The organism is Streptomyces sp. TAA040 (assembly GCF_000424845.1).
Genome location: NZ_AUKR01000015.1, coordinates 64,743 through 89,099 on the forward strand (window position 1 = coordinate 64,743; position 24,357 = coordinate 89,099).

Annotated in this window: 15 protein-coding genes and 2 pseudogenes; 15 read left to right on the forward strand and 2 right to left on the reverse strand. The window is 73.6% G+C overall.

The window, feature by feature from the left end:
- Nucleotides 1-205: 205 nt before the first annotated feature.
- The 3 genes from H300_RS27010 to H300_RS0115025 all read left to right on the forward strand — a co-directional run bounded on the left by H300_RS27010 (nt 206) and on the right by H300_RS0115025 (nt 5,551).
- Nucleotides 206-2,296 carry an IucA/IucC family protein gene (locus H300_RS27010; protein ID WP_051270060.1) on the forward strand — a complete coding sequence of 697 codons (2,091 nt, stop codon included), beginning with the start codon at nt 206-208 and terminating at the stop codon, nt 2,294-2,296.
- 422 nt (nt 2,297-2,718) lie between these two features.
- On the forward strand, nt 2,719-3,402 hold the full coding sequence (locus H300_RS27015; RefSeq protein WP_051270071.1) for a GNAT family N-acetyltransferase: 684 nt from the start codon (nt 2,719-2,721) through the stop codon (nt 3,400-3,402).
- A 160-nt stretch (nt 3,403-3,562) separates the two neighbouring features.
- Nucleotides 3,563-5,551: an ATP-dependent DNA helicase gene (locus H300_RS0115025; protein WP_028428093.1), complete on the forward strand. Its 1,989-nt coding sequence runs from the start codon at nt 3,563-3,565 to the stop codon at nt 5,549-5,551.
- A gap of 58 nt (nt 5,552-5,609) precedes the next feature.
- Here H300_RS0115025 and lexA read toward each other — a convergent pair.
- Nucleotides 5,610-6,290: pseudogene (lexA, locus tag H300_RS0115030) on the reverse strand (transcriptional repressor LexA); the annotation flags it as partial.
- A 649-nt stretch (nt 6,291-6,939) separates the two neighbouring features.
- On the opposite strand from lexA, the gene nrdR reads away from it, so the two are divergent.
- The 7 genes from nrdR (at nt 6,940) to H300_RS32445 (ending at nt 14,424) form a co-directional block, all read left to right on the forward strand.
- A complete protein-coding gene (gene nrdR, locus H300_RS0115035) occupies nt 6,940-7,449 on the forward strand; it encodes a transcriptional regulator NrdR (RefSeq protein ID WP_028428095.1) in 510 nt (169 codons plus the stop codon).
- Between the two features lie 115 nt (nt 7,450-7,564).
- Entirely contained in the window at nt 7,565-10,435 is a 2,871-nt protein-coding gene (locus H300_RS0115040) for a vitamin B12-dependent ribonucleotide reductase (RefSeq protein WP_028428096.1), read from the forward strand.
- Between the two features lie 257 nt (nt 10,436-10,692).
- Nucleotides 10,693-11,301, forward strand: a complete 609-nt coding sequence (locus H300_RS0115045) for a YdbC family protein (RefSeq protein ID WP_028428097.1) — start codon at nt 10,693-10,695, stop codon at nt 11,299-11,301.
- A gap of 103 nt (nt 11,302-11,404) precedes the next feature.
- Nucleotides 11,405-12,070, forward strand: coding sequence for a histidine phosphatase family protein (locus H300_RS0115050; protein ID WP_028428098.1), 666 nt, complete (start codon nt 11,405-11,407; stop codon nt 12,068-12,070).
- An 81-nt stretch (nt 12,071-12,151) separates the two neighbouring features.
- The gene (locus tag H300_RS0115055) at nt 12,152-13,060 is read left to right on the forward strand and encodes an ADP-ribosylglycohydrolase family protein (RefSeq protein WP_028428099.1); all 909 of its coding nucleotides are present in this window, start codon (nt 12,152-12,154) and stop codon (nt 13,058-13,060) included.
- A 22-nt stretch (nt 13,061-13,082) separates the two neighbouring features.
- Nucleotides 13,083-13,787, forward strand: a complete 705-nt coding sequence (locus tag H300_RS27020) for a ribonuclease HII (RefSeq protein WP_051270061.1) — start codon at nt 13,083-13,085, stop codon at nt 13,785-13,787.
- A 307-nt stretch (nt 13,788-14,094) separates the two neighbouring features.
- Nucleotides 14,095-14,424: a hypothetical protein gene (locus tag H300_RS32445; RefSeq protein WP_028428100.1), complete on the forward strand. Its 330-nt coding sequence runs from the start codon at nt 14,095-14,097 to the stop codon at nt 14,422-14,424.
- Nucleotides 14,425-14,490: 66 nt separating this feature from the next.
- On the opposite strand, the gene H300_RS27025 is transcribed toward H300_RS32445, so the two are convergent.
- The gene (locus H300_RS27025) at nt 14,491-15,027 is read right to left on the reverse strand and encodes a hypothetical protein (RefSeq protein WP_486583870.1); all 537 of its coding nucleotides are present in this window, start codon (nt 15,025-15,027) and stop codon (nt 14,491-14,493) included.
- Nucleotides 15,028-15,255: 228 nt separating this feature from the next.
- On the opposite strand from H300_RS27025, the gene H300_RS0115075 reads away from it, so the two are divergent.
- The 5 genes and pseudogenes from H300_RS0115075 (at nt 15,256) to H300_RS0115095 (ending at nt 24,261) form a co-directional block, all read left to right on the forward strand.
- Nucleotides 15,256-17,415 (forward strand): RecQ family ATP-dependent DNA helicase, encoded by a 2,160-nt coding sequence (locus tag H300_RS0115075; RefSeq protein ID WP_028428101.1) that lies wholly within the window; start codon nt 15,256-15,258, stop codon nt 17,413-17,415.
- Nucleotides 17,416-17,672: 257 nt separating this feature from the next.
- Nucleotides 17,673-18,959, forward strand: a complete 1,287-nt coding sequence (locus H300_RS30250; RefSeq protein ID WP_078516018.1) for a DUF4192 domain-containing protein — start codon at nt 17,673-17,675, stop codon at nt 18,957-18,959.
- 93 nt (nt 18,960-19,052) lie between these two features.
- Nucleotides 19,053-21,120, forward strand: a pseudogene (locus H300_RS27035) (glycogen debranching N-terminal domain-containing protein).
- 149 nt (nt 21,121-21,269) lie between these two features.
- Nucleotides 21,270-22,025 carry an NUDIX hydrolase gene (locus H300_RS0115090; protein ID WP_028428102.1) on the forward strand — a complete coding sequence of 252 codons (756 nt, stop codon included), beginning with the start codon at nt 21,270-21,272 and terminating at the stop codon, nt 22,023-22,025.
- Between the two features lie 97 nt (nt 22,026-22,122).
- The gene (locus H300_RS0115095) at nt 22,123-24,261 is read left to right on the forward strand and encodes an ATP-binding cassette domain-containing protein (RefSeq protein ID WP_028428103.1); all 2,139 of its coding nucleotides are present in this window, start codon (nt 22,123-22,125) and stop codon (nt 24,259-24,261) included.
- Nucleotides 24,262-24,357: the final 96 nt, after the last annotated feature.

Consider the following 24,357-nt stretch of genomic DNA (forward strand, 5'->3'; position numbering starts at 1 on the left):
TGTGCGGCGATCGGCGCGGATACCGCCGGAGAGATCCGGCGGTCCCTCACTATGCCGTTGTCGCCTACGACGGCTTCGAGCGGGTGCGCGGTTCCCCCGCGGGCGGCCGGACGGATCTTCGCCGCGGACCGTGATTCCCGGGGCGCTGCCTCGTTACTCCGATCGTGCCGCCGGGCGGCGGCACGGCACGTCCAGGGAGGCAGCTTTGCACACGGAATCCGGCTCCGAGGCGAGGTGGACCGACGGACGTGCGGCGCTCCCGCAACGGCCGGGGGAGGCCCCGGCGTCCCAACCGCCGCCGCAGCGGCGGTACCCGCCGGACGACGGGGACGCGGACGGGCCCACCGCCGCGAAGGCGGCGGCACGAGCGGCCGACACCGCGGGGGAGACGAGGCCGCCGCGAACGGCGGCCGCGAGGGACACCACCCGAACCGATCCGATCGAACACCCCGACCCGGCCCGGGCCGCCGACGCCGCCGGCGTGGAGAACCTGCTCCGCTGCTGGGTGCGGGAGAGCGGAGCGGACGCCGTCCGTCCGAGCGGTGGCCTCCTGCGGCTGCCGCTGCGGACAGCGGACGGCGCCCTCGACATCCCGGTCCGGTACTGGTCGGAGACCGGCTGGCACCGCTTCGGACCGCCGACGGCGACGGCTGGTCCGGCCGCGGGTGGGCCGCTCGACGCGACCGCCCTGGCCGCGCTGCTCTGCCGGGAGGCCGCCGCCCGTCGGGGCGCCGCGGGAGAACCGGCGCCGGACGCACCCCGCGCCGAGCCGGAGGCGGCGCGCCGTGCCTCCGGGGACGCCGCCGCGTTGGTGGCCGGAGTCGCCGACTCGGTCCGGCACACCACCCTCTTCCTCACCGAGCGCCGGGCGGAGACCGGGAAGCCGCCGGCACCGCGGGCGCCGGGTGCGGCGCACCGGGACGCCGTACCGGGCGCGGACCGGTTCCTGGAGAGCGAGCAGGACCTGGTTCTCGGCCACCCCCAGCACCCGTCCCCCAAGAGCCGGGAGGGCCTCTCCGACGCCGGGACCCGCATCTGGTCGCCCGAGCTGCGCGGTTCCTTCCCCGTGCACTGGGTGGCGGTGCACCGGTCCGTCCTGGCCTCCGACTCCGCGTGGACTGAGGGGGGCAGGCCAATGTCGGCCGAGCAGGTGGCACGGAGACTGGCCGGCCCGCTGCCGCTCCCCGAGGAGACGGTGCCGGTGCCCGTGCACCCCTGGCAGGCCGCGGAACTGCGCGGGCGGCCGCAGTTCGCCGCGATGGTCGGGAAGGGGCTCCTGCACGAGCTGGGGCCGGCCGGTGCCCCCTGGCACCCGACCTCCTCGGTACGCACCCTGTACCGCTCCGGGTCCATGGCGATGCTGAAGCTGTCGCTGGCTCTGCGGATCACCAACTCGCGCCGGGAGAACCTCCGCAAGGAACTGCACCGCGGTGTGGAGATGCACCGCCTGCTCAGGACCGGGCTCGGAGCCCGGTGGCAGGAGGCGTTTCCGCACGGCGGCGGCTTCGACATCGTGCGCGACCCCGCATGGCTGGCGGTGGACACCCCTGACGGGGCGCCCCTCGCCGGGCTGGACGCGGTCGTCCGGCACAACCCCTTCGCCCCCGGGGACGACGCGGCGTGCCTGGCGGCTCTGGTGTCCCCGCGGCCGTGGCCGGGCAGGTCACCGGAGATGCGCTCCCGGCTGGCCGACCTGGTGCGCCGGCTCGCGGCCCGCACCGGTCGCCCGTCGCGCACCGTGGCGACCGAGTGGTTCCTGCGCTATCTGCACCGTGTGGTCGCACCGATCCTCTGGCTCGACGGAGCGGCCGGTGTCGCGCTGGAGGCCCACCAGCAGAACACCCTGGTGCTGCTCGACGCCGACGGCTGGCCCTGCGGCGGCCGGTACCGGGACAACCAAGGATTCTACCTCCGTGAGTCCCACCGGGACGCGCTGCAACGCCGGTTGCCGGGTATCGGCGAGGCCTCGGACAGCCATGTGCCGGACGCGGTCGTCGACGAGCGGTTCGCCTACTACCTCGGCATCAACAACGTGCTGGGACTCGTCGGAGCCCTCGGTTCGCAGCGGCTGGCCGACGAACGCCTGCTGCTCGCCGCGTTCTGCCGCTTCCTGCGGCAGCAGGCCCGGTCGGGCGGTCCCGCGTCCGCCTCGCCGCTGCCTGAGCTGCTGCTCAGCGCGGCCGGGTTGCGGTGCAAGGCCAATCTGCTGACCCGGTTCGCGGGGCTGGACGAACTCGTCGGCCCGGTGGACACCCAGTCGGTGTACGTGACCGTCGCCAATCCGCTGACCCGTTGACCCGCCAATCCGTTGACCCGCCAATCCGTTGACCCGCCAATCCGCTGACCCGTTGTCCCACCGGCCCGGTGACGCGCCGGTCCGCCGCCGTGTCGGCCGGCGGACGGTGACCGGGTCCCGTCGAGAAGGGGGCGTGCGTGATGCCCGCCATGGACACCGCCGGTGGCGAACCCGGCGCCGCCACCTCCCCGGGAGCCGTGCCGCCCGGCTCCGGAGCCGCGGGCGCCGCGCCTTTCGGACCCGTGACGCTCTGGCCGGACGCCCACCCGGGCGGCCCCCCGCCCCCGGCCGCGCCCGGAGCCGTCCCGGCCGCGCCCGGAGCCGTCCCGTCGCTCTCCTCTCGGGGGGCGGGGGAGGCCGCGGCCCCCGAGGCGCCGAGCGCCGCTGCATCCGGAACGGACGGGTCCGGTTCCGGCGGTACCGTGACCGACGGCAGCGAGGAGACCCTGGAGCTGGAACTGCCGCCGGAGGTCCTTCGGCTCGTGGCGGAGGACCGGGGGAGTCCGGTCGGCCCCGGTGTCCTGCCGACGCAACCGGACCTGCTCGACTCGGTGGCCGACTGGCCACCCACCACCTGCGGGGCGGGCGTGTTCCAACTGGTCCCCGTGCGGTTGGAGCGGGATCTGGAGCTGCTGGCCGGGTGGATGAACGACCCGGCGGTGTCGCGCTTCTGGTCGCTCGCCGGGGAGCCCTCGCGTACGGCCGACCACGTGCGCGGCCAGTTGGAGGGCGACGGGCGGAGCAGCCCCTGCCTGGGGGTGCTGGACGGAGCCCCCATGAGCTACTGGGAGCTGTACCGCGCGGATCTCGATCCCCTGGCCCGGCACTACCCCGCCCGACCGCACGACACCGGACTGCACGTGCTCATCGGTGAGTCCGCGCAGCGGGGGCGGGGGACGGGGCGCCTCCTGCTGCGTGCCGTGGCGGACCTCGTCCTGGACCACCGGCCCGAGTGCCGCCGGGTCGTCGCCGAGCCCGCGCTAAACAACGTGCCGTCCGTCGCGGCCTTTCTCGCAGCCGGGTTCCGCTTCACCGCCGAGGTCGACCTGCCGGAGAAGCGCGCCGCTCTCGTCACCCGGGACCGGCTGCTGAGGAACGTCCTGTGAGCCGAGGGCCGCGCGGTCTGCGGCAGCCCCGCGTCCCGGCGTCGCCCCGTACGCGGGGCCGCTCCTGCGGCCAGGGTGGGTCCGGGGGCGGCCGGGCCCCGTCGACCGGCGCGTTGAGCGGGCGCCCACTGTCGGTCGCGGCCCGTAAAGTGTCAGGCCTATGAGCGCTACTTCCGGCGGGCCCGCCATCGACGACCTCCTGCACGCCGCCGTCACCGCGGTCGGCGGCACCGAACGACCCGGACAGGTCGCCATGGCCGAGGCCGTGGCGACCGCCGTGCAGGACGGCAGTCACCTGCTGATCCAGGCCGGTACCGGTACGGGCAAGTCACTGGGTTATCTGGTGCCCGCGCTCGCCCAGGGTGAGCGGGTGGTCGTCGCCACCGCCACCCTGGCCCTGCAACGGCAGCTCGTGGAGCGGGACCTGCCGCGGACGGTGGAAGCACTCGGGCCGTTGCTCGGACGCCGTCCGGAGTTCGCCATGCTCAAGGGCCGCTCCAACTACCTCTGCCTGCACCGGCTGCACGAGGGCGCCCCGCAGGACGAGGAGGAGGGCCTCTTCGATCCGTTCGAAGCCGCCGCCGCGCCCGGCGGGGCCGCCAGCCGGCTGGGCAGGGATCTCCTGCGGCTGCGGGACTGGTCGTCCGACACCGAGACGGGGGACCGTGACGACCTCACCCCCGGCGTCTCCGACCGCGCCTGGAAGCAGGTCTCGGTCTCCTCGCGGGAGTGCCTCGGTGCGTCGAAGTGCGCCTACGGCGCCGACTGCTTCGCCGAGGCGGCGCGCGAGCGGGCGAAACTGGCGGACGTCGTCGTCACCAACCACGCCCTGCTGGCGATTGACGCCATCGAGGGCGCTCCCGTGCTGCCCGGGCACGAGGTGCTGATCGTCGACGAGGCGCACGAACTCGTCTCCCGGGTGACGGGTGTGGCGACGGGCGAGTTGAGCCCCGGCGGGGTCGGCCGCGCCGTCCGGCGGGCGGCGAAATTGGTGGACGAGAAGGTCGCCGACCAACTGCTGACGGCCTCGGAGAGCTTCGAGCGGGTGCTGGAGCTCGCCCACCCCGGGCGACTGACGGAACTGCCGGAGGAGTTGGGCCACGTGCTGGCGGTGCTGCGGGACGCCACCCGCAACTGCCTCACCGCTCTGGGGAACACCCGTGACAAGTCCGTCCAGGACGAGGACGCCGTCCGCAAGCAGGCGCTGGCCTCGGTGGAGAACATCCACGACGTCGCCGAACGCATCGGGCAGGCTTCGGAGTACGACGTCCTCTGGTTCGAGCGGCACGACCGCTACGGCGCTTCGCTGCGGGTGGCTCCGCTGTCCGTCTCCGGGCTCCTGCGGGAGAAGCTCTTCGACGACCGCTCGGTGGTGCTGACCTCCGCCACGCTGAAGCTCGGCGGTGACTTCAACGGTATCGGGGCCTCCCTGGGCCTGGCGCCGGAAGGCATCGAGGAGGAGGACGCGCCGCCGTGGAGGGGACTGGACGTCGGGTCCCCCTTCGACTACAGCAAGCAGGGCATCCTCTATGTGGCACAGCACCTCGCTCCGCCCGGCCGGGAAGGAAGTCGGACGGACATGCTGGAGGAGCTGGCCGAGCTGATCGAGGCCGCGGGCGGCCGGACCCTCGGGCTGTTCTCCTCGATGCGCGGGGCTCAGGCGGCGGCGGAGGAACTGCGCACCCGGCTGGACGTGCCCATTCTGCTCCAGGGCGAGGAAACCCTGGGCGAACTGATCCGGAGGTTCGCCGAGGACGCAGGGACGTGCCTCTTCGGCACCCTCTCGCTCTGGCAGGGGGTGGACGTGCCGGGCAGCGGCTGCCAGCTCGTGGTGATGGACCGGATTCCGTTCCCGCGCCCGGACGATCCGCTGATGAGCGCCCGGCAGAAGGCAGTGGAGGAATCGGGGGGCAACGGCTTCATGACGGTGGCTGCCACTCACGCTGCGCTGCTGATGGCGCAGGGCGCCGGCCGGCTGGTGCGGGCGACGGGGGACCGTGGCGTGGTGGCCGTCCTGGATCCGCGCTTGGCCAAGGCCCGGTACGGCAGCTTCCTGCGGGCCGGAATGCCGGACTTCTGGTACACCACGGACCGCAGCCAGGTGCGACGTTCGCTGGCTGCCATCGACGTCGCTGCCGGGGAGTCCTGAGCGGCACCGCGGCACGGGCGGGGCCGTCGTGTGGTCGACGGCCCCGGCTGGGTCGCGTTCAGACCCGGCGCATCACGGCGACGACCTTGCCGAGGATGGTGGCCTCATCGCCGGGGATCGGCTGGTAGGAAGCGTTGTGCGGAAGCAGCCAGACGTGGCCGTCCTCACGCTTGAACCGCTTCACGGTCGCTTCGCCGTCCATCATGGCTGCCACGATGTCGCCGTTCTCGGCCACCGGTTGGCGGCGGACGGTGACCCAGTCGCCGTCGCAGATGGCGGCCTCGATCATGGAGTCGCCGACCACCTTGAGGACGAAGAGTTCGCCGTCGCCGACGAGTTGGCGCGGCAGCGGAAAGACGTCCTCCACGGACTCCTCGGCCAGGATCGGACCGCCCGCGGCGATCCGCCCGATCAGCGGGACGTAGGAGGCCGCGGGCTTTCCCGCGGTGTCGGCCGCCTGGGTGCTGGGGGCATCCGAACCGCGTACCTCGTAGGCGCGGGGGCGGTGCGGGTCGCGCCGCAGGAAGCCCTTGCGCTCCAGGGCCATCAGCTGGTGCGCCACGGAGGAGGTGCTGGACAGGCCGACGGCCTGCCCGATCTCCCGCATGGACGGCGGGTATCCGCGCCGCTGCACGCTGTCCCGGATCACCTCGATCACCCGGCGCTGGCGATCGGTGAGGCCCGTGCTGTCCGCTCGGATGCCCGGAGGTCGCCCGGGCATCGCGCGCCCGGGCTTCGCGGCCGAGGGTTCGCCGGGGCTCCCGGCCTCCCCGGGGCCTTCGTTCGTTTCGGGCATGTGGCTGATCCGGTCTTGGGGGCGGTCCTGGGCAATGATGATGGCGCTGCCTGCTGTGGTGGTCACGTCGGCCCCTCTCGCTCGTTCTCCCTGACGTTCTCCCTAATGGGACAACGGTAGTTGGTTTCGAAAGGTTGCGCCAAACACACGTTCGAGTGAAATATCCGGCTTCCACTGACGGGCTCCCGGGGTGGGTGTATAGAACGGAATGCTTTTCCGTCTGACGCTCGTCCGGCGTCCGTGCCGTGCTTCCCGGTGATGCCCGTGCGGCCCGCTTCGCCCGCGCACCGCGCTCCGGGGTCGCGCCGCCGCGCCCGCCCACACTCCTGCCCGTTGCTCCGAAGGCCCCCTCGCAGTGGCCGCCGGAGTGACCGGTCGCAGGGATGCCCGCGACGACACGCCCTGTGCGCCCCTTGTTACCCAGCCACCAGATCTAGTGGTTGGGTACTCGTACGCCACCACAAGTTGTGGTCCCCCGTCGTGATCGGCGGACGGGATCGCCTATGCTGGAGGCAGCTTCGGCGGATGCGGGAACGCCCTGCCGGAGCCGGATGCAAGCATGCCGTGTCGAGGTCGAGAGGGGTATGGCGCCATGCACTGTCCCTTCTGCCGGCACCCCGACAGTCGTGTCGTCGACAGCAGAGTCGCCGATGACGGGACCGTGATTCGGCGCCGCCGGCAGTGCCCGCACTGCTCCCGGCGGTTCACCACGCTGGAGACGGCCTCGCTCACCGTGATCAAGCGCAGCGGGGTCACGGAGCCGTTCAGCCGCGACAAGGTGATCGCCGGAGTGCGCAAGGCGTGCCAGGGGCGTCCGGTCACCGAGGACGCACTCGCCCAGCTCGGCCAGCGGGTCGAGGAGGCGGTGCGGGCCACCGGAAGCGCCGAGCTGTCCACCCACGACGTGGGGCTCGCCATACTCGGCCCCCTTCAGGAGCTGGACCTCGTCGCCTACCTGCGGTTCGCCTCGGTCTACCGCGCCTTCAACTCGCTGGCGGACTTCGAGGCCGCCATCGAGGAGTTGCGGGCCGCGCCGGGCCCCCCGGTCGCCACGGACGGATCGGGCCCCGACGGCGGGCCCCTGCCGGTCGCTGCCGACTGACCGGCACCCACAGATGTGACCGGACCGCGTTCCGCGGTCCGGTTGTTGGACAGATACCGTGAACCGGGGAAAACCGGGGCACATCTGGGCGTTATGCCCGTACCAGGGAGGCGGAATGACAGAGACGACGAGCGGCCCGGCACGAAGCTCCCGTGCCAAGGCCGGCAAGGCGAACAAGGGTCTGCGCATCGAGCGCATCCACACCACTCCCGGCGTTCACCCGTACGACGAGGTGAACTGGGAGCGCCGCGATGTCGTCATGACGAACTGGCGCGACGGCTCGGTCAACTTCGAGCAGCGTGGCGTCGAGTTCCCCGACTTCTGGTCGCTGAACTCGGTCAACATCGTCACGAGCAAGTACTTCCGTGGTGCAGTCGGCACACCTCAGCGGGAGACCAGCCTCAAGCAGCTCATCGACCGCGTGGTCAAGACCTACCGGGCAGCGGGGGAGGAGCACGGGTACTTCGCCTCGCCCGCGGACGCCGAGATCTTCGAGCACGAGCTCGCCCACGCGGTGCTGCACCAGATCTTCGCGTTCAACTCCCCGGTGTGGTTCAACGTCGGCACCAAGCAGCCGCAGCAGGTCTCGGCCTGCTTCATCCTGTCCGTCGACGACTCGATGGACTCGATCCTCGACTGGTACAAGGAAGAGGGGATGATCTTCAAGGGCGGCTCCGGTGCCGGCCTGAACCTCTCCCGCATCCGCTCCTCCAAGGAACTGCTCTCCTCGGGCGGCAACGCCTCGGGGCCGGTCTCCTTCATGCGCGGTGCCGACGCCTCGGCCGGCACCATCAAGTCGGGCGGCGCCACGCGCCGCGCGGCCAAGATGGTCGTGCTGGACGTCGACCACCCGGACATCGAGGCCTTCATCGAGACCAAGGTGAAGGAGGAGGAGAAGATCCGCGCGCTGCGCGACGCGGGCTTCGACATGGACCTCGGCGGGGACGACATCACGTCCGTGCAGTACCAGAACGCCAACAACTCGGTCCGCGTGAACGACGAGTTCATGAAGGCCGTGGAGTCCGGCTCGTCCTACGGCCTCCGCTCGCGGATGACCGGCGAGGTCATCGAGCAGGTCGAGGCCAAGGAGCTGTTCCGCAAGATGGCCGAGGCCGCGCACGTCTGCGCCGACCCGGGCATCCAGTACGACGACGCCATCAACCACTGGCACACCTCGCCGGACTCCGGACGGATCACCGCGTCCAACCCGTGCAGCGAGTACATGCACCTGGACAACTCGTCGTGCAACCTGGCCTCACTCAACCTGATGAAGTTCCTGCGTGACGACGACCAGGGCAACCAGTCGTTCGACGCGGAGAACTTCGCCAAGGTGGTCGAGCTCGTCATCACGGCGATGGACATCTCCATCTGCTTCGCCGACTTCCCGACCGAGAAGATCGGTGAGACGACCCGCGCCTTCCGCCAGCTCGGCATCGGCTACGCCAACCTCGGCGCACTGCTGATGGCCACCGGACACGCCTACGACTCCGACGGAGGACGGGCGCTGGCGGGCTCCATCACCTCGCTGATGACGGGCACCTCCTACCGTCGATCCGCCGAACTGGCCGGCGTGGTCGGTCCGTACGAGGGCCACGCCCGCAACGCCGCGGCCCACCAGCGGGTCATGGAGCAGCACGCGGACGCCAACGCCGCCGCCAAGCGCACGGACGACCTCGACAGCCCGGTCTGGGCGGCGGCCACCGAGGCCTGGCAGGACGTCCTCCGGATCGGCCGGAAGAACGGCTTCCGCAACGCCCAGGCCAGTGTGCTCGCCCCCACCGGCACCATCGGCCTGATGATGGACTGCGACACCACCGGTGTGGAGCCGGACCTGGCGCTGGTGAAGTTCAAGAAGCTGGTCGGCGGCGGGTCGATGCAGATCGTGAACAACACGGTGCCCAAGGCGCTGAAGCGCATGGGGTACCAGCCCGAGCAGGTCGAGGCGATCGTCGCCCACATCGCCGACCACGGCAACGTGGTCGACGCACCGGGCCTGAAGGACGAGCATCACAGCGTCTTCGACTGCGCCATGGGGGAACGTTCCATCTCCCCGATGGGCCACGTGCGGATGATGGCTGCCGCCCAGCCGTTCCTGAGCGGGGCCATCAGCAAGACGGTCAACATGCCGAGCAGCAGCACCGTGGAGGACGTCGAGGAGATCTACCTCCAGGGGTGGAAGCTCGGCACCAAGGCGCTGGCCGTGTACGTGGAGAACAGCAAGGTCGGTCAGCCGCTGTCGGCGAAGACGAAGGACGTCGAGAAGGCGGAGCCCGAGGCGGCCAAGGTCGTCGAGTACCGCCCGGTGCGCAAGCGGCTCCCGAAGGGCCGCCCCGGCATCACCACCTCCTTCACCGTCGGTGGCGCCGAGGGCTACATGACGGCCAACTCGTACCCGGACGACGGCCTGGGCGAGGTCTTCCTGAAGATGTCGAAGCAGGGCTCCACCCTGGCCGGGATGATGGACGCCTTCTCCATCGCCGTCTCGGTGGGCCTCCAGTACGGCGTGCCGTTGGAGACCTACGTCTCGAAGTTCACGAACATGCGCTTCGAGCCGGCCGGCATGACCGACGACCCGGACGTCCGGATGGCGCAGTCGATCGTGGACTACATCTTCCGCCGTCTGGCGCTCGACTTCCTCCCCTTCGAGACCCGCTCGGCTCTGGGCATCCACTCGGCCGCCGAGCGTGAACGGCACCTGGAGACGGGCTCCTACGAGGCGCCGGACGACGAGGTGGACGTCGAGGGCCTGGCCCAGTCCGCCCCGCTGCGGTCCGGCGGCCCCGAGGCCCCGGTGACGGTCGAGTCCGACGGCGCGACGAGCGGTCCGTCCGCTGCCGGGCAGGCGCACAACTCGACCGAACTGGCCGAGATGCAGCTCGGACTCAGCGCCGACGCCCCGCTGTGCTTCTCCTGCGGGACGAAGATGCGCCGGGCGGGCAGCTGCTACCTCTGCGAGGGCTGCGGCTCCACCAGCGGTTGCAGCTGACAACCGTCCTGTCCTGAGATGAACGACGGTCGGGGCGGAACCGGCAGCACCGGTTCCGCCCCGACCGTCGTCCCCGCACCGCCGCCCTCCTCGCATTCCCCGTACCCCCGTCCGGCAGCGCGGGTGAACCGGTGCGGAACCGGACGAGCACGCCGGCGGGGGAGCAGATGCACGAGCCGTTCGAGCGCCGTGCGAAGCGCTCTGTGCGCCTCCGCACACCGGGCGATGAGCAGTTGAAATGGCCGTACGATGGCGCGGTGCTGGTCAAGTGGATGCGTTGCACCGTCGTCGACCGACGCGGGTTCGAGCGCGGGCAGCGGAAGTGGGCCGGGCTTCCCGGCGAGCCGGGTTTCCGGGGGCAGGGCGGCGGCTGGAGCCGGTTGCGCCCCCAGGTGGTCCACCTCTTCGGCTTCTGGGAGAGCCGTTCGTTCTACGACTCCTTCATGGCGCGTTCGCACCACCGTCTGCACGCCTCGCAGGTCGGGACCTACCGGGACATGCGTACCCTGCTCTTCGAGCACCGGTTCGACGTCAAGACCGGCTTCCGCCCCGAGTTCACCGACGCCGACCTGTTGCGGGTGGCCCACTTCCACGTGCGCGAGGACCGGGTCGAGCACTACGTGCTGATGCAGGAGAAGGTCTGGAACCCGGCGATGGCCGGGTCGCCGGGGATGCTCCGGGGCTCCTTCTCCCAGGCACCGCACGCGGACGAGTTCATGGTCCTGTCGATGTGGGACTCGGCCGCCGAACACGGGAAGTACCGCACCGAGCGGATCGAGCGGCTCTCGTTGCGCGCGCAGATCGGTGCCGACCTGGCCTCCGTGGACGGCGACGTGGTCGATCTCGAACGCACCTGGACGGTCTGAGGGCGCCCACCGCCCGTAGCGGCCCCTTTCCAGCGATCCGAGGCGATCCGAGGCGATCCGCTGCGGTCTGCGGCGACCGGTCGGGGGCCCGTAGGGTAGCGGTATGGCACGACCGCGGCGCATCGTCCTCATCCGGCACGGGGAATCCGACGGGAACGTCGACGACACCGTCTACGAGCGGGTCCCCGACCATGCGCTGGGCCTGACCGGGACCGGCCGCAGGCAGGCCGCGGACGCCGGGGAGCGGCTGCGGGGACTCTTCGGCACGGAGGACGTCTCGGCGTACGTCTCGCCGTACCGCCGCACCCACGAGACGTTCAGCGAGCTGCGGCTCGACCCGGCACGGACCCGGGTGCGCGAGGAACCGCGGCTGCGCGAACAGGACTGGGGAAACTGGCAGGACCACGTGGACGTGCGCCAGCAGAAGTCCGCGCGGGACGCCTATGGGCACTTCTTCTACCGCTTCGCCCAGGGCGAGTCCGGCGCCGACGTCTACGATCGGGTCGGCGCCTTCCTGGAGAGCCTCTGGCGGAGCTTCGAGTCGCCCGAGCACCCCGCGAACGTGCTGCTGATCACCCACGGGCTGACCATGCGGCTGTTCTGCATGCGTTGGATGCACTGGAGCGTGGCCGAGTTCGAGTCCCTCTCCAACCCCGGCAACGGCGAGACCCGGGCGCTCGTCCTGGGCGGGGACGGCCGCTACCACCTGGACCGGCCGTTCGAGCGCTGGTGCGTCCCGGAGCCGTACGACGCGGTCTGGCACCGGTAGGCACGGCCCCCGCGGCGGGACGTGCAAGCTCCGGTCTCTTTGCGCACATCCGACAGGCGGCCGGATAACATCATGATCATCATGACTGCTGACGCCCTCCGCCTCGACCGGGCCCTGTCCAGCCTGCAGGGTCTCCGCACGGGAGACGCGCTCGGAGCGCGCTTCTTCCTGCCGGACCACCACCCCCTCCTGCGGCGCCGGCAGGTGCCCGCCGGGCCGTGGCGCTGGACCGACGACACCGAGATGGCCGCTTCCGTGGTCGCGGTGCTCGGACGGTTCGGCGAAGCGGACGAGGACGCGCTGGCGGCGGCCTTCGCGGAGCACTACGACGAGGACCGCGGCTACGGCGTGACGGTCGGGCGGCTGCTCCGGCGCATCCGGGAGGACGGCGCCGACTGGCGTGAGTCGGCGGCGGCGCTGTTCGGCGGGGAGGGCTCCTGGGGCAACGGAGCCGCCATGCGGGTGGCACCCCTCGGCGCCTGGTTCGCGGCCGACGTGGAGCGGGCCGCGGTGGAGGCCCGCAGGTCGGCCGGCGTCACCCACCGGCACCGCGAAGCCGTGTGCGGCGCCGTGGCGGTCGCGGTGGCCGCCGCGCTGCGCGCCGGTGCGCGCGACCGGACACCGCTGTGCGGCGCCGAACTGTTGGACGGCGTCGTCCGCGCGGTTCCGCGCAGTGCCGTCCGCGCCGGACTTCGCCGTGCCCGGGACCTGCTCGACTACGCCGACTCCGTCACGGTGGCGGCGGTGCTCGGCTGCGGGCGCCGGACCGGTGCTCACGACACCGTGCCGTTCGCGCTGTGGGCCGCGGCCCGGCACGGCGGCGACTTCGAGGCGGCGTTCTGGGCGTCCGCGCAGGCCGGGGGCGATGTGGACACCATCTGCGCCATCGCGGGCGGCGTGCTCGCCGCGGCTCCGGGGGCCGCACCTCCGCCGGAATGGCTCGCCGAGACCGAACCGTTGCCTGACTGGGTGCCGCGCACAGGGCGTTGAGCGGGACGAGTAGGCTGGCCGCGTGCCGTACGAGCCACCCACCCATCGCGTCGAGCGTTCCCTGAGGGCCACCACCGGAGCCAAGGTGATCGCGGGGGTCGACGAGGTCGGCAGAGGGGCGTGGGCCGGACCGGTGACGGTCTGCGCCGCCGTCACGGGCCTGCGCCGCCCGCCCGAGGGACTCACGGACTCCAAGCTGCTGAGCCCCGCGCGCCGGAACCGGCTCGCCGCGGTACTCGCCGACTGGGTCTCCGCGCACGGGCTCGGGCACGCCTCGCCCGGCGAGATCGACGCGCTCGGCATGACGGCCGCGCTGCGGCTGGCCGCCGTGCGCGCGCTCCGGGCCCTCCCGGAGCCGCCCGACGCCGTGATCCTGGACGGCAAGCACGACTACCTCGGCGCGCCCTGGAAGGTCCGCACCGTCGTCAAGGGCGACCAGTCCTGTGTGGCGGTCGCGGCGGCCTCGGTGATCGCCAAGGTGCACCGGGACGCTCTCATGGCCGAACTGGGGTCCCGGCACCAGCAGTTCGGCTTCGAGGGCAACGCCGGGTATCCGGCGCCGGTGCACCGGGCCGCGCTGGAGGAGCAGGGGCCCACCCCGCACCACAGACTGTCCTGGTCCTACCTGGACGCCCTGCCGCGCTGGCGGCATCTCAAGAAGGCCCGTGACGCGGGCGGGGCGGCCGTCGCGGCGGCCCGCCCGCCCGACCAGATCGAACTCTTCTGACCGCTCGATGCGTCACCGCACCGATTTCCGACAGGTTTCCCGCACGATTCCAAGCTCCGAGGAGCCACAGATTCACCCCAGCGTTCCGGGCCCCCGCCCCACCGCGGACTCCGCCCCCACCCCGAAGACCGCCCGCACCACTCCTTCCGGCCCCAGACCCGGTCCCAGGCCCGCACCGCCCCGCGCGGACGGCAGCCGTCCCAAGTCGGGCCGCCCCTCCGGGGGCCGCGCCGCTCCGGGCCCCACGGGCAACGCGCCCGCTGCCGAGATCCGGCTCGTCGACGCCACGGACGCCACTGCCCTCGATGTGGCCGACAGCACCGTCGACGCGCTCCTCGACGAGGGGCGTGCGCCCGGCGAGGTACTCGTCCTGACGACCGGGGGCCCGCACCCCTGGACGCAGCACGAACTCTCCTTCGGGGAGGAGGCCTACTGGCGTCAGCAGGGTGAAGCCCAGGACGTCTTCTTCGCCGAGGTCGGCGTCGCCCGGCGGGCGACTCCGCGTCCCGTCGTCGTGCTCGCCGTCAACGGCGGTGCGGACTCCGAGGTCGCCGAGGCACTGCCGGTGGCGCTCGGCAGGGCACGCGTCCGGCTGGTCGTCTGCGGCGACCCGCAGCGGCTGCGCCGCCTGCTCTGACCGATCCCGGGCCGCGGTCCCCCGCCGGCCGGGGACCGCGCGGCCCGGCGGGCCGGGACCGGCCGGTCAGCCCGCCGCCCGATCGTGCCCGGCGGCGGTGGCCGAGGGGCTGCGGCCGGTGCGGTCCTCGCCGACGACCCGCCAGCCGTCCGGAGTCAGGGAGACGTACGCGCCGCAGCGCAGGCCGTGGAGCGAGCAGGCGTCGCGGAGCCCCCACATCCAGGCGCCGTCCTCCTCCGTCCACCGGTTGTCGCCGCTGCGGCAGTAGAGCAGCACCGCGGTGCGGACCGGCCTGCGGCGGCGGAGGTCGTGCGGGATCACGCTCCGCAACCGGTGCAGCAGCGCGTTGCGGCACTGCCAGCCGTCCGGCCTGTCCGGCCCCGGAGTGAAGGAGGCACTGGCGGCCAGCCGCTCGCCGGGGCCGAGCACCGCCAGCACGGCGGTGGACGGTACCGGCCGGTGCCGGTCGCACAGGCCGGTGACCGTCTCCCGGGGCTCGTGCAGCAGGGGGATCCCCGCCGCGACCCACTCGGACGGCTCCAGGGAGCGGCCCATCCGCGCGACAGTGCCGGTCACCGGTCCGGGTGCGGAGCCGAACGCCATGAATACCCCTTGTCTGCGCCCAGGGCCGAGCGTGCCTGTTGACGTGGGCGCACGGCAGCGGCTTCGAAGGAGGGAACGTCCCCGACGGGACTCCTTCCGATTGTCTCCGGCCCTGCGCGTTGCGGCAATGAGCGGAAGCGCGCCCCCGTCGCGCGCCCCGCGAGCCCCCTGCCCTCCCGATGCGGGGCGGAGTGGCCGGGTGTCCGTCCCATCGGGTTGCATGGGGGGATGGACGATCCAGAGCTCCGCACCGAAGCCGACACCATCCTCGCCGAGCTCGTGGGGGACCCGGGCGGTTCGACCCGGCTGCGCGAGGACCAGTGGCAGGCGGTGGCGGCGCTGGTGGAGGAACACCGGCGGGCTCTGGTGGTGCAGCGCACCGGTTGGGGCAAGTCGGCGGTGTACTTCGTCGCCACCGCCCTGCTCCGCCGTCGCGGCGCCGGCCCGACGGTGATCGTCTCGCCGCTGCTGGCGCTGATGCGCAACCAGGTCGAGTCGGCGGCTCGGGCCGGTATCCGCGCCCGTACCATCAACTCGGCCAACCCCGAGGAGTGGGAGGCGATCCACGAGGAGGTCGAGCGAGGGGAGACCGACGTCCTCCTGGTCAGTCCGGAACGCCTGAACTCCGTGGACTTCCGGGACCAGGTCCTGCCCCGGCTGGCCGCCACGACCGGACTCCTGGTCGTCGACGAGGCGCACTGCATCTCCGACTGGGGGCACGATTTCCGCCCCGACTACCGCCGGCTGCGGGCGATGCTGGCCGACCTTGCCCCCGGAGTGCCGGTGCTCGCCACCACCGCGACCGCCAACGCGCGGGTCACCGCGGACGTCGCCGATCAACTGGGCACCGGTGGCGATGAGGCCCTGGTGCTGCGCGGCCCGCTCGACCGGGAGAGCCTCCGGCTGGGTGTCGTCCGGCTGCCGGACGCGGCGCACCGCCTGGCCTGGCTCGCCGAGCACCTGGAGGAGCTGCCGGGCTCCGGCATCGTCTACGCGCTCACGGTCGCCGCGGCCGAGGAGGCCACCGCCTTCCTGCGGCAGCGCGGGTTCCGGGTGGCCTCCTACACGGGGCGCACCGAGAACGCCGACCGGCTGCAGGCCGAGGTCGACCTCCAGGAGAACCGCGTCAAGGCGCTGGTCGCGACCTCGGCGCTGGGCATGGGCTTCGACAAGCCGGACCTCGGCTTCGTCGTCCACCTCGGCTCCCCGTCCTCGCCGATCGCCTACTACCAGCAGGTGGGCCGCGCCGGCCGCGGTGTCGCCCACGCAGACGTGCTGCTGCTGCCGGGCACGGAGGACGAGGCCATCTGGCGCTACTTCGCCGACACCGCCTTCCCGCCCGAGGAGCAGGTCCGCCAGACCCTCGCCACCCTCGCCGACGCGGGCCGCCCGCTCTCCGTGCCGGCCCTGGAGGCGGCGGTGGACCTGCGGCGCAACAGGCTGGAGACGATGCTGAAGGTGCTGGACGTCGACGGCGCGGTCAAGCGGGTGAAGGGCGGCTGGACGGCCACGGGTGCCGAGTGGGCCTACGACGCCGAGCGCTACGCGTGGGTGGCCCGGCAGCGGGCGGCCGAGCAGCAGGCCATGCGCGACTACGTCGGCACCTCCGGGTGCCGGATGGAGTTCCTGCGCCGGCAGTTGGACGACGAGGGCGCGGTCCCGTGCGGGCGCTGCGACAACTGCGCCGGGGCGTGGGCGGATGCGGCGGTCTCCGCCGAGACGCTCACCGGGGCGGCGAAGGAGCTGGACCGCCCGGGGATCGAGATCGAGCCGCGCCGGATGTGGCCGACGGGCATGCCCGCGCTGGGAATCGACCTCAAGGGGCGAATCCCGGCCGGGGAGCAGTGCTCCCCGGGGCGGGCCCTGGGCAGGCTCTCGGACATCGGCTGGGGGAACCGGCTCCGGCCGCTGCTGGCCGAGAACGCGCCCGACGGACCGGTCCCCGACGACGTCCTGAAGGCCGCGGTGACCGTCCTGGCCGACTGGGCGCGCTCGTCCGGCGGCTGGGCCACGGGCGCACCGGACGCACCGGCCCGGCCGGTCGCTGTCGTCGCCGTGCCCTCGCTCTCCCGACCGCGGCTGGTCGGCTCGCTCGCCCAGGGAATCGCGTCCGTCGGACGGCTCCCCCTCCTGGGGAGCCTGACGTACACCGGGCCGAGCGGCGCGCACGCGGTGCGCCGCAGCAACTCCGCCCAGCGCGTCAGGGCGCTGTCGGGTGCCTTCACCGTCTCCGAGGAGCTGGCAGGGGCGCTGGCGGCCTCTCCCGGGCCGGTGCTGCTCGTGGACGACTCCACCGAGTCCGGCTGGACGCTGGCTGTCGCGGCCCGCCTGCTGCGCCGTGCGGGCAGTGAGCAGGTGCTCCCGTTGACCCTCGCCGCGGCCGGCTGACCCTTCCCGCGCGGCCGGCCGAGCCCCGGCCGACCGGGACGGGGTCCCGCGCGGCCGGCCGGGGCGCGGGTGTCGGAGCAGCTCGGGCGGGGCGCGGCGCCGGCGACGGCCGAGGGGACGGACCCGAGCGGTCCTTCGCCGACGCGGACCGTCGCACCGCCGTCCGGGCTGTGGACGCGTTACCGCCAGTCGTATGAACGCCGCTCCTTGTGGACAACGCGCGGCAGGCGGGGAGCGCTTCGGTACATCGTCGACCCATGACACACCAGCACCCGGCTCGGGGCGGTTTCCCCGAGGACAGCGTGCCCTCCTCCGACCCGCCCGCCACCCGTCCGTCTGCTGCCCCTCCCGGCGAGTCCGCCGACGGTCCGTGCGAGTCCGCCGGCGGCACCACCGGCGCCGAATCCGGGACCGTCCGGCCCTCGGTCACCCTGCGCAGCCCCGCCGAGTTGGCCGACGCACTGCCCTACCTCCTCGGGTACCACCCGGACGACTCACTCGTCCTGGTCGGGCTGCACGGCCCCGCAGCCCGGTTCGGGGGCCGCCTCCGGGTCGAGATCCCTCAGGATCCGGCCCAGTGGCCCGACACCGCCCACGAGGCCGCCGAATGCCTCCGCGCGAACAGCCGGGCACGCGGCCGGGAGCCCGACGCCGCGCTCGTCTACCTCTGCCGGGACCCGTCCGGCACGAGCACGCCCCGGCAGGCGGTTGCGGAGCTCGCACCGCTCGCCGAGGCGCTCCGAGCGTCCTGCACCGCGCGGGGGATGCCGGTGCACGAGGCTCTGGGCCTGTCGGGCGGTCGCTACTGGTCCTACTGCTGCACGGACACCGCCTGCTGCCCGGCGGAGGGAACACCGGTGGATACGCCGGGCAGTTCGGCGATGGCCGCCGCGGCTGCCTACGCAGGCATCCGGCTGCGCGGTTCGCTGCGCGAGCTCACCGCCCGGCTGCTGCCGCTCGACCCCTCCCGGGCGGCCTGCCAGGAACGCACCCTCGACGAAGCCTGCGCGGGGCTGCGGCCGAGAATGGCCGTCGAGCCGGAGCGGACGGAGGTGCGGGCCGAGACACTCGCGCTCCTGCTCCGCCTGCTCACGCGGTTCCGCAACACCGGCTGGTCGGCCTCGCGGCTGCCGCCCGGCAGTGCCGACGAGGCGGACGACGCCCTGCTTTCGGACACCGAGGCGGCCACCGCGCTCATCGGCCTCCAGGACCGCGTCACCCGTGATCAGGCGGCCGAATGGATGGAGCGCAGGGACTGCGAGCCGGTCGGCAGGCTCTGGCGGGCACTCAGCCGCCGCTGCGTCGGCGCTCACACCACCCGGGCCGCCGCCCCGCTCACCCTGGCCGGCTGGGCCGCCTGGTCCGGCGGGGACGAGGCCGGCGCACGGGTCGCGCTCGGCAGGGCGCTGGAGGCGGATTCGCAGTACGTCTTCGCCCGGCTGCTCCACTCCGCCTGCAACAGCGGGCTCGACCCGGAGCCCTTGAGGGCCTGCCTGCGCACGCAGCGGGCCGAACGCCTCGCCCGCCCGGCCCGATCCGCGTGACCAGCCGGGTCCTGCGGCGTTCTCCGCAGTGGCAGTCGGCGTGACGAGTCGTCGTGCCGGTCCGCATGCGCTCAGCCAGAGATCGGAGCAACCATGTGTGCACTCCCCGCAGGCCCGCCCCCGGCGCGGCGAACGCCGCGCCGGGGGCAGATCTCCCCACCGCGTCCGCTCCCGCGCTACGAACCTCTGCACGCCCTGCTCATCTGCGTGGCCGCTCCCGCGCTGGCGATCTCCACTCAGCAGGGCGAGCTCACCGGAAAGGGGCTCGACGGCTTCTACCGCAGCGGCAGGCGGATCCTGTCGCGGTGCCGTCTCCTGCTCGGAGGAGAGGAGACCGTGCCGCTCCAGAGCCGCATGACGGGCGCCGGACGCGCACGGTTCGTTGCGGCGGCCCGCCCGGGCCCCGAGAGCCGGGGCCCCGACCCGGACCTCACGGTCGTGCGGCTCCGGGAAGCCGAGGGCACCGAGCGGATCACCCTCCACAGCGGCGCCGCAACCGTGCTGCGGATGCCGGTCGAGGTCCGGTTGGGAACCGACCTGGCCGAGCTGTCGGCCGTGGCCGTGGGGCGCGCCGAGGACGAGCTGCCCGCTGCGGTGCACGACGCGGGACTCAGCTGGTCCCGAGGGCCCCACCGGGCGGTGGTGACGGCCGTCCCGCAGCCGGACACGGTACTTGCCGCGGCGGGCGTGCTGCGCTGGGAGGTGGAGGTGCCGCCGGGCGGCAGCGCCGCGCTCACCCTGACCGTGCGCCTGGAGTCCGCGCCCGCGGCTTCTGCGCACCCGCCCGTCCCGCACCAGGCGCTGCCCGGGCCGCGGGCCGAGCATCCGGCCCGCCCCTGGGCCGCCGCCGAGGCCCGGTGCGACGACCCCCGGGTGGACGCGCTGCTCCGCATCGCCCTGGAGGACCTCGACGCGCTGCTCCTCAAGGACCGGGCGCACCCCGCGGACCTCTTCCTCGCGGCGGGGGCGCCCTGGCGCTGCGCCCTCGCTCCGGCGGAGTCGTTGCGGGCCGCGCGGATGCTGCTGCCCCTCGGGACCCGCCTGGCGGCGGGGACCTTGCGGATACTCGCGCGGTCGCAGTCCGCCGCCGGGGAGCGCCATCACGGCCGCATCCCGGGTCCGCTGCGGCAGGCCCGGCCGGGTGCTCCGCCGAGCTGTTCGGGCACCGAGGCGACCCTGCTCTTCCCCGCGACGCTGGCGGAGGCCTACCGGTGGGGGCTGCCGGAGCGGGACATCGACGGCCTGCTCCCGGCGCTGGGGCGCTGCCTGTCCTGGTTGCGCGGCGCTGCGGAGGGCGAGGCCGGCTACGTCCCCGACCCCGGGCCGGGCGGACCCCACCGGGCCGAGGTGCAGGCCCTGGCCCACCGGGCGGGCGGTGCTGGGGGCCGATCTCCTGGACGCCACCGGCCAGTCGGGTGGTGCCGGCTGGCGGGAGTGGGCCGGGCGGCTGCGCGAACACTTCCACGAGGACTTCTGGCAGGCCGACGAACACGGCGGCCGGCCGGTCTCGCTGCGCAGACCCGACGGCTCCCGCGAGAGTCGGCTGACCGGAAGCGTCGTGGAGCTGCTGGACCGCGGCCTGGGGCAGGGAGGGGAGCCGGGGGCCGCCCTCCTCGACAAAGTCCGGACGGAGCAGGTGGCACGGCTGCTCGGCGGTTCCGGAATGGACTCCGGGTGGGGGCTGCGCAGTCTCGGCACCGGAGAGGCGGGACACAACGCCTTCGGCCACCGCAGCGGCGCGGTCCGCCTGGAGGAGAGCGCCTCGGCTGTCTCCGCCCTCGCCGTCGCAGGCTTTGAGCGGGAGGCAGCCTCGCTGCTGCACGGAATGCTCGGTGCGGCCGAGCGCTTCGACCACCGGCTCCCCGAGATGTACGCCGCTCCGCAGCGGTTCGGGGACGGCTCCCCGGTACCGCACCCGGCCGCCTGCCGGCCGGCGGCGGTGGCCGCGGCCGGAGCCCTGCAGGCGCTCCTGGCGGTGGCCGGCGTGCGTCCCGACGCGCCGGGAGGCACCGTCTCGCTGCGTCCGATGCGCTCCGCCCCGGTAGGCGCTGTGCAGTTCACCGGTCTCCGGGTGGCCGAGCAGCCCTTCGCCGTCCGGATTGGCAGGCTGGGCACCGGTGTGGTCGAGGAGGCGGCTGATGGACTGCAACTCGGTGTGTGACGGCCGGTGCGGGTGCGCCGTCGCGCCCGAGGCGGCGTGCCGCAGGCAGGCGGAGTCGGGTGTGGTGCTCGCCGTCTGCGGCTCCCGTTCCGGGAAGTCGTCCGTGAACCGGAAGTGTTTATCGTCAGGCAGACGACTATGATCACGGCATGCCCTACGACCCGTCGGCCTACCCGCCCTTCGCCGTCACCGTCGACCTGGTCGTGCTCACGGTGCGCAGACACGAGCTCTGCACACTGGCGGTGCGTCGCGGGGAGCCGCCCTTCCAGGGCCGGTGGGCGCTGCCCGGCGGGTTCGTCCTGCCGCAGGAGGACCTCGGCTCGGCTGCGGCGAGGGAACTGGCGGAGGAGACGGGGCTGGCCGTCGACACGACGGAGGGCCGCAACGGCGGTGCCCACCTGGAACAACTCGCCACCTACGGCGATCCCGACCGCGACCCGCGGATGCGTGTCGTCAGCGTGGCCCATCTGGCGCTCGCGCCGGATCTGCCGGCGCCCACGTCGGGCGGCGACGCCCAGACCGCGCGCTGGGCGACCGTGCAGTCGCTCCTGCGCCCGGCCGGCTCCTGGAGCGGGGAGGTCGAGCAGTCGTCCTTACTGGCCTTCGACCACGCGCGGATCCTCGCCGACGGTGTCGAGCGGGCCCGGTCCAAGATCGAATACTCCTCGCTCGCCACCGCCTTCTGCCCGGCGCAGTTCACGGTCGGAGAGCTGCGCCGGGTCTACGAGGCGGTCTGGGGTGTCACCCTCGATCCGCGGAACTTCCACCGCAAGGTGACGGGGACCCCCGGGTTCCTGGTCCCGACCGGGGGGACCACGACCCGTCAGGGGGGCCGCCCCGCGCAGCTCTTCCGGGCCGGTGGCGCCACGCTGCTCAATCCGCCGATGCTGCGTCCCGAGGTCTGACGTCCCGCGCGCCACGGCGTGCGGAGCCACCTGCCGGGTCAGTCGGACATGTCGCGTTATCTTGCATGCGTCCCCCACGCATTCCGCTGGAGAAGCGATGATTCAGGCCATCGGGCTCACCGGTAACGCCCACCGCGGTGCGCGGCCTGCCGTCGACGACCTCACCTTCGAGGCCCGTCCCGGTCGCGTCACCGCCCTGCTCGGTCCGGAGGGAGCGGGCAAGTCCACGGCGCTGCGACTGATGCTGGAACTCCAGCCGGGCCGAGGTGTCGCGCTGTTCCGTGGCCGCCCGCTGCACCGGGTGCCGCACGTCCTGCGAGAGGTCGGGGTCATGCTCGGGGACGTTCCCGGACACCCGCGGCGAACCGCCCGCAACCACCTGCGGATGCTCACCGCGGTCGCCGGAGTCCCGGCCGGGCGTGCGGATGAACTGCTCGACGTGGTGGGTCTGAGCGGCCTGGCGGACCAGCGGCTGGGCAGCTTCTCGCTGGGCATGGACCGCAGGCTCGCCCTCGCGGCGGCACTGCTGGGCGATCCGCACACGCTCGTCCTCGACCGGCCCTCCCGCGGGTTGGCCGCGCGCGAGGTGGCGTGGTTGCACGGGCTGCTGCGCGAGTACGCCGATCAGGGCGGTCTCGTGCTGACCACCACCGACGACCCGTTGGAGGCCTCCCGGGTCGCGGATCGTGTGGTCACCCTGCGGGCGGGGCGGCTGGCGGCGGACCAGGACGTCGCCGCGTTCGCCCGGACCCGGCTGCGGCCCCGGGTCCGGGTGACGTCACCGCACGCCGAACGGCTCGCCGCGGTCCTGGTGCGGGAAGCCCGGAACGGCGCGGCGGCCGCGACCACCGCCACCGGACTCGGCCGGGAACTCGAAGTGGTGCGTGACAGCGGCGGCCGGATCCTCGTCTACGGGGCCGCCTGCGCCCTGGTCGGGGAGACGGCCTATCGGCACGGCATCCTCGTCCACGGCCTCGCCGACGAGGTGGGGGACACGGGCGACGGCGCCCCGCTCGCACCCCTGGCGCGGGCCGACGGCCGTGCCGCCGCCCCCGAGCCGCGGCACCCGCTGCCGGACAGGGGCGCGGACGGCAGGAAGGGCGCCGGGGGAGTCCAGCGGCCGTGGAACCCCCGCCCCCTCGGGGTCGCCGGCGGGGAGAGCTCTATCCGCAGGGCTCCCGCGGCCCTCCACGCTCCCCACCCCCTCCCTGACCGGGAAGCCGTGCGGGTCCTGGAGCCGGACCCGGGCACGGCTCCGGACCCGTGCACCGCCACGAGGCCGGGAGCCGGCCCGGAGCCGAGCACGAGTGCCGTGGAGGCGTGCCGGCCCGAGCCTCCGCTGCCCGGCAGCCCGAGGTCGGCGCCGCCGGGCCGAGTGTCGCTGTCGGAGCGAGGTGCGGGCCGGGAGGTGCCCGCGCCGCCCGGGCGAGCGCGCGCGCAACTGCCGCCCCGGCTGACAGCTGTGCCGGCTCCGGGACCGGCCTGGCCCGTGCGCTACGAGGCCCGCCGGTTCGCAGGCGTGCCGTCCGGGTGGCTGATCGCGGCGGCGTCACTCTTCGCCGCGTTCCTGCTGGCGGTGGTGCTCGACCAGCAGGGCGTCACCTCTGCGGCGCACCTGCTCGCCGCCTGGCCCGAGGCGCTCGCGCTCACCCCGGTGGCCGCCGCCGCCGGGCTGCTGGGCGCGCTGTCCTACGGCCAGGAGTTCCGCTACCCGGCGCTGGCCCCCGCACAGGCTCCGGTGCCCCGCAGGCTGGGCCTGCTGCTCGCGAAGCTCGGGCTGACGGCGGTCACCGCGGTCGCGCTGTGCGCCGTGTCCGGCGCGCTGAACGCCGCTGTGCTCGGCGTGCTCCACGGAAGCGACCCGCTCGCTCTTCTCGCCGACGCGCGGTTCGGCGCGACGGCGTCCGCGCTGGCGGTCGGTTGCGCCTGGGCCGGACTGCTGGGGGCGGCGCTACTGCGCTCCGCGATCGCCGGGGTGGGGGCGTTCCTCGCCGTGGTGCTGCTCCTCGTCCCCGGGGCGGAGAGGCTTCTCGTCGGCCCGGTGGGTCGCTCGCTCGACGCGGTGCCTGAGCGGCTCGGGTCGCTGCTGGCGGCCTCCTGGCCCGGGGAGGCCGTGGACACGGTGGTGGCCGGGGCGGCTCTGCTGCTGCAACCCCTGGGCGGGTCCCTGGTGTTGTCGCTGACGGTCCTGTTCCTCGGCTACCTGTTCACTGCCCTGCGCGGCCGGAGGGGCTGACGGCGGCCCCGGCCGGCCGCACGGGGCGTGTTCGCCAACTGCGGTTCGCCATCCGAACCGCAGCGGAAAACTTTCGAAACTGGCGTCAAGGGCGCA